12 protein-coding genes are annotated in these 12,323 nt (G+C 51.4%); 7 read left to right on the forward strand and 5 right to left on the reverse strand.

Annotated features, from left to right (window positions below; all coding sequences use genetic code 11):
• The 4 genes from EFO84_RS08545 to lpxC all read left to right on the forward strand — a co-directional run bounded on the left by EFO84_RS08545 (position 1) and on the right by lpxC (position 4,277).
• Positions 1–738, forward strand: coding sequence for a cell division protein FtsQ/DivIB (locus EFO84_RS08545; protein WP_127347641.1), 738 nt, complete (start codon positions 1–3; stop codon positions 736–738).
• 11 nt (positions 739–749) lie between these two features.
• Complete coding sequence (ftsA, locus tag EFO84_RS08550; RefSeq protein WP_127347642.1) at positions 750–1,982, forward strand: cell division protein FtsA; 1,233 nt, start codon at positions 750–752, stop codon at positions 1,980–1,982.
• A gap of 53 nt (positions 1,983–2,035) precedes the next feature.
• Positions 2,036–3,259 carry a cell division protein FtsZ gene (gene ftsZ, locus EFO84_RS08555; protein WP_431355326.1) on the forward strand — a complete coding sequence of 408 codons (1,224 nt, stop codon included), beginning with the start codon at positions 2,036–2,038 and terminating at the stop codon, positions 3,257–3,259.
• 91 nt (positions 3,260–3,350) lie between these two features.
• Entirely contained in the window at positions 3,351–4,277 is a 927-nt protein-coding gene (gene lpxC / locus EFO84_RS08560) for a UDP-3-O-acyl-N-acetylglucosamine deacetylase (RefSeq protein ID WP_127347643.1), read from the forward strand.
• A gap of 3 nt (positions 4,278–4,280) precedes the next feature.
• Here lpxC and EFO84_RS08565 read toward each other — a convergent pair whose 3' ends face one another.
• Complete coding sequence (locus EFO84_RS08565) at positions 4,281–4,733, reverse strand: DciA family protein (protein WP_127347644.1); 453 nt, start codon at positions 4,731–4,733, stop codon at positions 4,281–4,283.
• 47 nt (positions 4,734–4,780) lie between these two features.
• Between EFO84_RS08565 and EFO84_RS08570 the strand changes: the two genes are divergently transcribed.
• Genes EFO84_RS08570 through mutT form a run of 3 tightly spaced genes read left to right on the forward strand, consistent with a single transcriptional unit; the run spans position 4,781 to position 8,852 of the window.
• The gene (locus EFO84_RS08570) at positions 4,781–5,713 is read left to right on the forward strand and encodes a M23 family metallopeptidase (protein WP_127347645.1); all 933 of its coding nucleotides are present in this window, start codon (positions 4,781–4,783) and stop codon (positions 5,711–5,713) included.
• Between the two features lie 39 nt (positions 5,714–5,752).
• Positions 5,753–8,458, forward strand: coding sequence for a preprotein translocase subunit SecA (secA, locus tag EFO84_RS08575; protein WP_127347646.1), 2,706 nt, complete (start codon positions 5,753–5,755; stop codon positions 8,456–8,458).
• Positions 8,445–8,852, forward strand: a complete 408-nt coding sequence (gene mutT / locus EFO84_RS08580) for an 8-oxo-dGTP diphosphatase MutT (protein WP_127347647.1) — start codon at positions 8,445–8,447, stop codon at positions 8,850–8,852. Before secA ends, mutT begins: the two co-directional genes overlap by 14 nt.
• On the opposite strand, the gene zapD is transcribed toward mutT, so the two are convergent.
• From zapD to EFO84_RS08600, 4 genes are read right to left on the reverse strand one after another with little or no spacing between them, the layout of a single operon-like run.
• Positions 8,830–9,591 (reverse strand): cell division protein ZapD, encoded by a 762-nt coding sequence (gene zapD / locus EFO84_RS08585; protein ID WP_164742413.1) that lies wholly within the window; start codon positions 9,589–9,591, stop codon positions 8,830–8,832. The two genes, mutT and zapD, sit on opposite strands and share 23 nt — an antisense overlap.
• Positions 9,592–9,626: 35 nt before the next feature.
• Entirely contained in the window at positions 9,627–10,226 is a 600-nt protein-coding gene (gene coaE / locus EFO84_RS08590; protein ID WP_127347789.1) for a dephospho-CoA kinase, read from the reverse strand.
• Complete coding sequence (locus EFO84_RS08595; protein ID WP_127347649.1) at positions 10,223–11,095, reverse strand: prepilin peptidase; 873 nt, start codon at positions 11,093–11,095, stop codon at positions 10,223–10,225. Before EFO84_RS08595 ends, coaE begins: the two co-directional genes overlap by 4 nt.
• Entirely contained in the window at positions 11,095–12,318 is a 1,224-nt protein-coding gene (locus tag EFO84_RS08600; RefSeq protein WP_127347650.1) for a type II secretion system F family protein, read from the reverse strand. Before EFO84_RS08600 ends, EFO84_RS08595 begins: the two co-directional genes overlap by 1 nt.
• Between the last annotated feature and the right edge of the window lie 5 nt (positions 12,319–12,323).

Raw genomic sequence — 12,323 nt, forward strand, 5'->3', positions numbered from 1 at the left:
ATGGCAACGGTACGTTGGCAATTTTGGCTGGGCTTTGGCTTTTTTGTCAGCGTGGTGATTGGTACGGGGCTGGGTTTGTACAGTTTGTACCGAGTGGCAATGGATGCCAATCAGGTGCCGCTACGCCGCTTGCAAGTGCAAGGTGAGCTGCAATATGTCAGCAGCGACGATGTTCGCGCGGTATTGGTACAACAGCCGTTGGGCAGCTTTTTCTCAGCGGATGTGGATACCATTCGTACGCAAGTTGAGAGTTTAGCGTGGGTCAATCGCGCCTCAATTCGCAAAGAATGGCCGGATTTATTACGGGTATTTGTGGTCGAGCAACAACCGCTGGCGCATTGGAACTCCAATCGCCGTAAGCAGGCGCTGGTGAATACCGCTGCTGAGGTGTTTGAAGCTGATACCAGCGTGCTGACGCAGCCACTGCCAAGCCTCTACGGACCAGAAACCGCAGTGGCTGAAACGGTGGCGCAGTATCGCAGCGTGCAAGAACTGTTGCAGCTGAACGGGCATCAGGTCAGTGAATTGCGCTTGAGTGAGCGCTTTGCGGTGGAAGTGGTGTTGCAGTCAGGATTGCAGTTGCGGTTGGGGCGCGAAGCATTGTTAGAGCGGGTTCAGCGGTTTATCGATATGTACCCGCAGCTGAGCAGCCACCGGCAGCAGCCGATAGAGTATGTGGATTTACGTTATGACACCGGGGTAGCGGTGAGCTGGCGTGAACCGAATAAACCTAAGTAGAGAGTGAGCGCATGTCAAAAGCAGCAGAACGGAACATGGTAGTCGGCCTCGACATTGGCACCAACAAAGTGGTGGCACTGATTGGCGAAGTGATCGCCGGCGGTGAGATCAGTGTGATTGGCGTCGGCGCTGCAACCGCGCGAGGCATGGACAAAGGCGGGGTGAATGACCTCAACCTGGTGGTGCAATCGATTCAACGGGCCGTGGAAGAAGCCGAGTTGATGGCTGATTGTCGGGTGGCTTCGGTGTATTTGAACATTTCTGGCCGCCATATCGCCTGCCAGAATGAAAGCGGCATGGTGCCTATTAACGAGGCTGAAGTGACCCAAGACGACGTCGATAGCGTGATTCATGCCGCTAAGTCGGTTCCTATTGCGCAAGAGCGCCGCATTTTGCATGTGTTGCCGCAAGAGTTCGTGATTGATTCGCAAGAGAGCATAAAAAGCCCCATTGGCATGTCAGGGGTGCGCATGGAAGCCAAGGTGCACATTATTACCTGCGCTAACGACATGGCCAAAAACATTACCAAAGCCGTTGAGCGCTGTGGTCTCAGTGTTGATCGATTGATTTTTTCGGCACTAGCTTCGAGCTATGCGGTGCTAACCGATGATGAAAAAGATTTGGGCGTAGCACTGGTCGATATGGGGGCTGGCACCATTGATATCTGTATCTACACCCAAGGCGTATTGCGCCATACCGCAGTGATTCCAGCAGCGGGCAATCAGGTGACCAATGATATCGCCAAGATCTTCCGCACGCCGCTCAATCATGCTGAAGAAATTAAGACCAAATACGCCTGTGCACTGCGCGAATTAGTCAGTAAAGACGACAACATTGAAGTGCCATCGGTGGGTGGCCGGCCATCACGCATTATGCAGCGCCATATTTTGGCCGAAGTGGTGGAACCTCGCTACCAAGAATTGTTCGAAATGGTACGTGATGAGATTGTAAACAGTGGCTTTGATGAGCAAATCGCCGCCGGTATCGTGCTCACCGGTGGTTGCCCACTGATGGAAGGCGCGATTGAGTTCGCTGAAGAGATTTTCCACATGCCAGTGCGCCTCGGCGCGCCGCTGGGTATGCAGGGTTTAAGTGATTATGTGCAAGAGCCAACTTACGCCACGGCGGTGGGTTTACTGCGTTACGGGCAGGAAGATGTCCAAGCACGTCAAAAAGATGCTGATCAAGCCAACGTGATGGGTGCGTGGAAACGCATAAGCGGATGGTTTAAAGGCGAATTTTAGTTTCAGGGGTCATAACAAAAGTAGTACACTAAGCAGGTAACAAGGAGAACAACATGTCTGACGAACAAAACGTACCAAACGTGTTTCAAATCTTAGATGATTTTGATACCGATGCGGTCATAAAAGTAATCGGCGTGGGCGGTGGCGGCGGTAACGCTATCAAACACATGATTCGACAGAACATTGAAGGGGTCGAGTTCGTAGCAGCCAACACTGACGCGCAATCACTGCGTGCCTTTGACGCACACACCACCATCCAATTAGGTGCTGATGTGACCAAAGGTTTAGGTGCTGGTGCCAACCCAGAAATCGGTCGTCAAGCGGCTGAAGAAGTACGTGAAGAGATCAAGCGCAAAATCCAAGGCGCTGACATGATCTTTATTGCTGCCGGTATGGGCGGCGGTACCGGTACCGGTGCTGCGCCAGTGGTAGCTGAAGTAGCGCGCGAACTGGGCATCTTAACTGTTGCCGTGGTCACCAAGCCATTCCCGTTCGAAGGCAAAAAGCGTATGGCCTATGCCGAAGAGGGCATCAAGCAGCTGAGCCGTTATGTTGACTCACTGATCACCGTACCGAACGAGAAACTGTTGAAAGTACTCGGCAAGAGCACCTCGTTGCTAGACGCCTTTGGTGCCGCTAACGATGTGTTATTAGGCGCAGTACAAGGTATTGCTGAGCTGATCACCAAAACCGGTTTGATCAACGTCGACTTTGCTGACGTGCGTACGGTCATGCGTGAAATGGGTACTGCCATGATGGGTACCGGTATTGCGCGCGGTGAAGATCGTGCTCAAGAAGCTGCCGAAATGGCCATCAACAGCCCATTGTTGGAAGATATCGATCTATCTGGCGCGCGCGGCGTATTGGTAAACATTACTGCTGGTATGGATATGAGCATCGAAGAGTTTGAAACAGTGGGTAACATTGTCAAAGCCTTCGCCTCAGAAAATGCCACAGTTATTGTGGGTACAGTTATCGACACCGAAATGTCAGAAGAATTGCGCGTGACTGTGGTGGCCACCGGTATTGGTGCTGAGCGTAAGCCAGAGATCAGTGTGGTGAGTGGTACTTCAGCAAGCAGCGCTGGCATGCGTAGCGGCGGTTACAACCGTGGTTATGATAACGGTACGGCGGCCCGTCGTATTGTCGAAGAGCCGTTAATGGAAGAAGAACACGAGGAAGCCGAAGTGGCGCCAGCTCCGAAGAGCAAAGCCGCACCGACTGGTGGCCTAGATTACCTGGACATTCCAGCGTTCTTGCGCCGTCAAGCTGACTAGTGGTTAGACCTGTTTATTGCGGTTTAGCAGATTATTTGCTAGACTATTGCGCCTTTTGCTGGTCAAAAGACTTGTAAGAAGAGAAGCAACGATGATTAAACAACGTACGATTAAACAGCCAATTGCAACCACTGGTGTGGGCCTGCATAAAGGCAACAAGGTTCAGCTCACGCTGCGGCCGGCACCGGTGAACACCGGTCTGGTGTTTCGCCGTGTGGATTTGAACCCACCAGTCGATATCCCTGCTAGCCCTGAGCTAGTCAAGGACGTGCGCCTGTGTACGTGTCTTATCAACGACGATAACGTGCGCGTATCAACCGTTGAGCATTTGCTCGCCGCGTTGGCAGCCATGGGTATTGATAATCTCATTATTGAAGTCGACAGCCATGAAATCCCGATCATGGACGGCAGCTCGCACCCCTTTATTTACCTGCTTCAGAGCGCAGGGATTGAAGAGCAAAAGGCAGCGAAAAAGTTTATCCGCATTAAACAGCCGGTACGGGTTGAAGATGGCGACAAATGGGCTGAGTTACTGCCGCACGACGGTGGTTTCTTGATCGACTTTGCCATCGATTTTAATCACCCGGCCATTGCTGATACCAATCAGGCTATGCGCCTTGATTTCAACACCAACAGTTTTGTCAAGCTGATCAGCCGTGCTCGTACCTTCGGCTTTATGAAGGATATCGAGCAACTGCGCGCGCATAATTTAGCGCTTGGTGGAAGCTTTGATAATGCTGTGGTGTTGGATGAATTCCGTATTTTGAATAGCGAAGGTTTGCGCTACGAAGACGAATTCGTCAAACACAAGATCCTCGATGCTATTGGCGATTTGTATATGTGTGGCTATGCCCTGTTGGGTGAGCTGCGGGCATACAAATCCGGCCATGCGGTCAACAATATGTTGATTCGTGCGGTGCTAGAAAACCAAGACGCGTGGGAATTTGTCACCTTCGAACAAGCCAAAGCGAAATCGCCCATTGCCTTTGGTAACAGCATTCCAGCTAGGGCATTATAAGCCCTAGCTTTGCTCATACTTATCGGCTAAAGCCAGTAATTGCGAGCGCAATGGCTCTTCGCACAGCAGTGCTTGTTGGCGTAATTTGCTGACTGTATCGTCTTGTTTTACTTCTAGTTTCTCTACCTTTTCTGGTGAATTTGACGGTTTTGGCTGAATTCGTAGATCGAGCGCGTTAATCTCTAGCCTAGCGCCATCAGCAAAATGCGTTATAATGCGCCCTTGCACAGTCTTGATTCGCTGCGCTACAGCAGCCGATGAGACTTGAACGATAAGGGTATGCGCCCGAATATTGAGCACTTGTACCTGAGCCCGCAGTGGCGCGAGCTGAACCTCGGTTAACGCCGCGCACATTAGCTGTTGCCAGCGGGCGTGTTGCTCGGTAAAGTCAGCAAAATGTCGTAGTTGCTGACCAACCATGAGCTGTTGCGTTGTTTTCAGTCGATTACGTGCCATGGTGACGGGTCATATAGTTATCACGAAGTTTCACTACGAGAGATTACATGAGTTTATCAGTCTTCTATCGAGGCACCAAAGTTAAATTCGGCGTGCGCTTAACGCGCCGTCGGATGCTATCGCTAGCCGGTCTCACCGCGCTGGGCGTGATTGCTATGAGCAAACCATGGCAACCAGCAGTCCTTGATGTCGAGCAAGCTCGGCAGAATATAGGTGCTGAGCAAATTGCCCTTGCCGCACAAGAACAAGCAGTTCGCCAACTTCGTGACGAAACGGAAAAGAAGCTGACTGCAATGACCATTTATATGGGTGAAATGCAGGCGCAGATGCGCCGTTTAGATGCTTTAGGCCAGCGCTTAGCGGCAGTGGCTGAAGTGGATAACGGCGAATTCAATTTCAGTCAAACTTCTGGCGATGCCATGGGTGGGCCCGAAGCCTCTATTATTGACGCACCAGCCACCGATGTGGCGGCATTGATGAGTTCTATTGATGCCATGCTGGCGCAACTCTCCGACAAACAAAAACAACTGGCCATCCTTGAATCAGTGATGATGAGTCACAATATCTCTGCAGAGAGCTATGTGGCTGGGCGGCCAGTTAAGTCTGGGTGGATGTCATCACAGTACGGCGTGCGTAAGGATCCATTTAATGGCAATCCAGCCATGCACAAAGGTCTCGATTTTGCCAGCTTAGAAGAAAATGCTGGTGTTTATGCCACCGGTGCCGGGGTAGTGACCTGGTCTGGCGAGCGTTATGGTTACGGAAAGCTAGTGGAAGTTGACCACGGTGGTGGTCTCAAAACCCGCTATGCACATTGCCAGGAGCTGCTGGTAAAAGAGGGTGATGTTGTCACTCGTGGTCAGCAAATTGCGATACTCGGAAGTACAGGTCGTTCTACCGGCCCGCACGTCCATTACGAAGTATTGCGCAATAACAAGCAGATCGATCCGTATAAATATGTATACCGCGAAGCGAACTAAGCAGCGCTCGCGGTCATAACCACAGGACTTAAATTTCTCATGTTTGGTAGTCTATTCCGTAAGATTTTCGGCAGCCGTAACGATCGCATTTTAAAAGGTCTGCAACGCCACGTCATCGCCATCAATGCCCTTGAGCCTGAATACAAAGCACTCAGCGATGAGCAACTCAAAGCCAAAACCAGCGAGTTTAAGCAACGCGTTGCCGATGGTGCTAGCTTGGACAGCCTTCTGCCAGAAGCCTTCGCCACTGTGCGTGAGGCCAGTGTGCGGGTGTTCAATATGCGCCACTTTGATGTGCAGCTGATTGGCGGCATGATCTTGAACGATAATCGTATTGCCGAAATGCGCACGGGTGAAGGTAAAACCCTCACCGCTACCCTCGCCGCCTATCTCAACGCGTTGAGTGGCAAGGGTGTGCACATTGTTACCGTGAACGACTACCTGGCACGTCGCGACGCTGAAACGAACCGTCCGTTATTTGAGTTCCTCGGCTTGACCGTGGCCTTTAACATTCCAGGCCTACAACCAGCAGAAAAGCGTGCTGCTTATCAAGCGGACATTACCTACGGCACCAACAACGAATTCGGTTTTGACTATCTGCGTGACAATATGGCCTTTAGCCCGGCAGACCGGGTACAACGCAGCTTAAACTATGCCATTGTCGATGAAGTTGACTCGATTTTGATTGATGAAGCGCGCACCCCGCTGATTATTTCCGGTGCTGCTGAAGACAGCTCTGAAATGTATAAGCGAATGAACGACATCGTGCCGCTGCTGGTCAAGCAAGACCAAGAAGATACCGAAGAGCAGCGCGGTGAAGGCGACTTTACCATTGACGAAAAATCACGCTCGTTGCACCTTACTGAAAATGGTCAAGAGCACATTGAAGCGATTCTGCAAGAGCGCGGCATGTTGGGCGAAAACGACTCGCTGTATTCATCGTCTAATATCACCTTATTGCATCACGTGAATGCTGCCTTGCGCGCTCATCACCTGTTCCATCGCGACGTTGACTACATTGTCAAAGATAACCAGATCATCATCGTTGATGAGCACACTGGCCGCACCATGGAAGGCCGTCGTTGGTCTGAAGGCTTACACCAAGCCATGGAAGCCAAAGAAGGCGTGCCGATTCAAAACGAAAACCAGACCTTGGCTTCGATCACCTTCCAGAACTATTTCCGCTTGTACAACAAGCTCGCCGGTATGACTGGTACGGCTGATACTGAGGCCTTTGAGTTTCGCTCAATCTATGGCTTAGAAACGGTGGTTATTCCAACCAACCGGCCGATGATCCGTGATGACCGCCCAGACTTGATTTTTATTACCGCCGAAGAAAAATACGAAGCGATTGTGGCCGACATCGAAGAGTGTCGTAAGCTGCAGCGCCCGGTGCTGGTGGGTACCATTTCGATTGAAAGTTCTGAGCTACTGTCGGCGCAGTTGAAGAAGCGCAAGATCCCGCACAACGTACTGAACGCTAAGTTCCACGCCCAAGAAGCCGATATTGTTGCTAATGCTGGTATGCCGGGTGCGGTCACTATTGCCACCAACATGGCTGGTCGTGGTACCGATATCGTGTTGGGTGGTAACTTGCAGGTTGAGCTAGAAAAATTAGGCGCTGAGGCAAGTGCTGCTGAGCGTGAGAAAGTTAAATCAGCCTGGCAAGTTCGGCACGATGCCGTGGTCGCCGCTGGCGGCTTGCATATTGTTGGTACCGAGCGTCATGAATCACGGCGTATCGATAACCAGCTCCGTGGCCGTTCTGGTCGCCAAGGTGACCCAGGTTCATCACGCTTCTATTTATCGTTAGAAGATAGCTTAATGCGGATTTTTGCCTCCGACCGTATGGCTGGCATGATGAAGCGCTTAGGCATGAAGCGTGGCGAAGCGATTGAACACCCATGGGTAACCCGCGCGATTGAAAATGCACAACGTAAAGTTGAAGGCCGTAACTTTGATATTCGTAAGCAATTGCTGGAATATGATGATGTTGCTAACGACCAGCGTCGCGTGATCTACGAACAGCGTAACGAATTGCTCGACGAAGGCGATATTTCTGAAGCCATCACCAATATCCGTGCCGATGTGGTTGAGCGCGTCATCAACGATTACATTCCACCGCAGTCGCTCGAAGAGATGTGGGATGTCCCTGGCTTAGAAGAGCGTTTACGCGCTGATTTCGCTATCAATCTGCCGATTCAACAATGGTTGGACGACGACGATAAATTACACGAAGAAACCCTGCGTGAGCGTATCCTTGAGCAATTAGAGCTGGCTTATAAAGATAAAGAATTGCAAGTGGGTGCAGCCACCCTACGTCAGTTCGAAAAAGCCATCATGTTGCAAAGCTTAGATTCGCATTGGAAAGAGCATTTGGCCGCCATGGACCATTTGCGCCAAGGTATTCATTTACGCAGCTATGCGCAGAAGCAGCCTAAGCAAGAATATAAGCGCGAAGCCTTTGAATTGTTTACCGATATGCTGGAAGAGTTGAAAGTCGACGTGGTCAGTATTCTGTGTAAAGTGCGCGTGCGCACCGAGCAAGATGTTGAGGCCGTGGAAGAGCAGCGCCGCGCGCAAGCCGCAGCTATGCGTCAGCAACTCGAGCATGAGGCGTCTGCCACCAGCGGTGCCAATAGCCTCGGCCAAGCTGCCGCCGCTGAAGCCGTGAAGGTTGGGCGTAATGACCCGTGCCCATGTGGTTCAGGGAAAAAGTACAAACAATGCCATGGAAAAATCTAGCCGGGTGCATGTAGCGGTCGGCGTAATTGAAAACGCCGACGGTCAGTTTTATATCAGTCGTCGCCTTGATCATCTGCATCAAGGCGGTAAATGGGAATTCCCCGGTGGCAAAGTAGAGGCTGGGGAAACCGTCTATGCGGCACTTTGCCGTGAACTCCTCGAAGAATGCCAAATCACGGTGCAGGCGGCCACGCCATTTACCGTGGTGCAGCACAATTATGCCGATAAGCAGGTGGTACTGGATGTGTGGCGGGTGACAGCCTTCAGCGGTGCGATTGGTCAGGCTGAAGGGCAAGAGTGGCGCTGGGTTGCCGCGCATGAACTAGCAGCTTATGAGTTTCCGCAGGCTAATAGCGATATTGTCAGTATGCTTACGGGCACATCGCCAGATTAAAGCTCACATCACCATCGTATGAAGCGCGGCCATCGGCCGGTTCATAGCGCAAGAAACGGATATTAAAGCGTTGTTTATGGCCGCTAATAACCGGGTAGGCGGGTAAATCTTTGTCCACTTCTAAGCGCAGTAAACTCAGCGGCTCAGTGCTTTCTTGTAATAAACCACCGGGCGCAACCACCGGTTTGAAGCGCGCTTGACCACGCAATAATTCCAGTTCTAATTGCAGCCCGTTAAATAAGATCTCAAACTCGCGCCACCAGCGCTGACAATCGGCGTCACGCTGAGCTTGCGGCAAGTGCAACCAATAATGTAATTGCGGTAAATCAAAGTTGCAGGTGCCACAGGGCATGGCGAAGCGCTGACGAATCACACTCAACAAACGGTCTTGTTTGAGGCTGCTACCAACGCGGCTAATCGGTTGCATGGCTGCCCACGCCTGTTGTACCCGTTCAGCGGTTTCAGCGAGTTGCTGCTGGTTTACTTCGGGGTGACGCGACCAAGCTTTGAGCTGTACCTTACGACGGTCTAAATCTTTTTGTACATCGGTACGTACATCGCTGCGCTCGCACAAATCAAGAATGGCAAAGAGTGCATTGAAATACCGCGTGTAGCTGTCAGCAGCCACAGCAGCCTGCGGTTGTAATACACCGAGCAAATGTTCGAGGCGCAGGTAGGTACGTACCCGTTCAAGCAGCGGGTATTCATACACAATTGTGGCAGATTTGTGATCGATCATAGGCTCTATCATAGCGGTAAAACCGCAGGTTGCAATCACTGCGACGCGAGTCGCAGGTAAAGCTGATGTAATTGTTGTACTTGTGGTTGCAAATTGCCAACATCACCGCGGTTATCGATGATGTCATCGGCGTGCTCGAGTCGTTTTTCACGGCTGACTTGTGCCGCCATAACCGCTTTGACTTGTTGACTACTGACGTTATCACGGTTAGCGGTTCGGTGACACTGGGTCGCTTCATCAACATCGACCACTAACACGCGCTGACAGAACTGCTGCAGGCCATTTTCGATCAACAGCGGCGCTGACAATATGACATAAGACGATTTCGCCGCCTGTAATTGCGCCAGAATTTGCTCACGAATGAGCGGATGAGTCAGTTGATTGAGCCAGGCCTTTTCCTCGGGGTGAGCAAAAATATGCGCTCGTAACCACGCGCGATTCAGGCTGCCATCGGTGTGCAGCGCCTGGTCACCGTAGCGTTGCTGCACCGCCTGCATAGCCGGACTACCACGGTCCATAATGTGGCGAGCAATCACATCAGCATCGACCACAACCACACCAAGTTGCTCAAACAGTCGCGTGACGGTGGTTTTACCGCTGCCGATACCGCCAGTCACGCCCACCACGTACATCAGCGCAGCAGCCACTGCCAGTAACTAGCTAACAGAGCTTCGCCCCATAGCAGCGCAATCACGCCACCACAAATTAAAAACGGCCCAAATGGTATCGGTTGGCCTTGGCGCTCACGTTGCAGCCGTTGCCAGATGATTCCTAGTACCGCACCACTTACTGCCGCGGCAATCACCACGACTGGCAGCAACGTGTAGCCTAACCATGCGCCAAAGGCCGCTAGCAGCTTGAAATCACCATAGCCCATACCTTCCTTGCCGGTGAGCAGTTTAAACGCCCAGTAGACGCTCCATAGCGCTAAATAGCCGGCCATTGCACCAATCACCGCATCGGTGAGTGGCACTGCGCCACCTAACAGCGCATACAAGAGGCCGAGCCACAGCAATAGATAGGTGAGCTGATCAGGCAACAGCATGTGGTCGAGGTCGATAAAGAACAAACAGATGAGCAGCGCTGCAAATAGGCACCAGATCAGAAATTCACCGTTGATCCCAAAATTCCAGCACAGCAGCCCAAACACCACACCAGTGAGGAGTTCAATCAGCGGGTAACGCGCCGAAATTGGTGTATTGCAGTTACGACAACGGGCTTTTAATAGCAGCCAGCTGAGCACTGGAATATTGTCATACCAAGCAATCGCATGATCGCATTTTGGGCAGCGCGAATTGGGCACCGCTAAGTTGAAAGGCTGTTGCTGTGCAGTGGTTGGCGAACTATCGGTGAGCGCTGCGCATTCGGTCTGCCATTGGCGTTGCAACATCACCGGCAGGCGCCCAATCACCACGTTTAAAAAACTACCGACCACCAAACCGAAAAGCGTACCAAAAGCAGTTACCCACCAGCTATAGGCCGGATAGAGTTCGAACCAAGCCATTAACCAACCACCTTACCGAGACTAAAGATCGGCATGTACATGGCGACAATCAAACCACCAACCAAGATACCGATAACCACCATGATCATCGGTTCGAGCAGTGCGGTTAAGTTATCCACCAAATCGTCCACTTCGCGCTCATAAATATCGGCAACCTTCGCCAGCATATCGTCTAGAGCACCTGCTTCTTCGCCGATATAGACCATTTGGGTGGCCATGGTGGGGAATAAATCGGCGTTTTGCATGGCCACATTCATTTGCATACCGGAGCTGATTTCATCGCGCATTTGTAAAACCGCGTCGCGATAGAGCGCATTACCGGTTGCCCCAGCGGCAGACTCTAAAGCACTGATAAGCGGCACACCGGCGGCAAAGGTGGTAGATAGGGTGCGGGCGAAGCGCGCTACAGCGGCTTTATTTAAGATGTCACCAACCACCGGCACTTTTAGCGAGATAATGTCGACTTTATCGCGCAGTTTTAGACTTTTGGCGTAGGCACGCTTGAACAACCAGCCTGCAGCAACCAATGCCACCAGGACATAGAGAAAATATGCCTGCACTATTTCTGACAGATTCACTACAAACTGGGTGATCGCCGGAAGTTCCGCACCGAAATCTCGAAATACTGCTTCAAACTGCGGTACCACATAGATCAGCAAAATAATTGTCACTGCTAATGCAACCACAATAACCGCAGTAGGGTAGACCAAGGCTTTTTTTATCTTCGCTTTTAGTGCTTCTGATTTTTCGCGGTATGTGGCGATACGGTCATAGATATTTTCTAAGGAGCCTGACTGCTCGCCCGAATCGACCAAGTCACAATAGAGGTCATCAAAGACATCAGGATGTTTGCGCAGCGTTGCCGCGAGCGGCGAGCCAGCACCAACTTCATTGGCAATATTCAGCATCAAGGCCCGAACTTTTGGGTGATCGGTGCCTTTGGCGACCATTTCCAAGCCCTGCAACAGCGGTACACCAGCGGTCAACATGGTAGCGATTTGACGCGTAAATAGGGCAATATCGCCGCCGGTTATTTTCTTATCACCGAACAGAGATTTACCTTTTTTCTTGATTTGCTTTGGCGTAATACCTTGATCGCGCAGTCGACTTTTTATTTGTTTTTCGTTTTCGCCGCGCATCAGGCCTTTGACCTTAGCACCCTTGCGGTTTAAGCCGGTGTATTCAAACTCCAGAATGACTTTATCTTTGCTTGCGGTCGCCATTTATT

This window comes from Pseudidiomarina mangrovi (genome assembly GCF_003999375.1).
Classification (GTDB): domain Bacteria; phylum Pseudomonadota; class Gammaproteobacteria; order Enterobacterales; family Alteromonadaceae; genus Pseudidiomarina; species Pseudidiomarina mangrovi.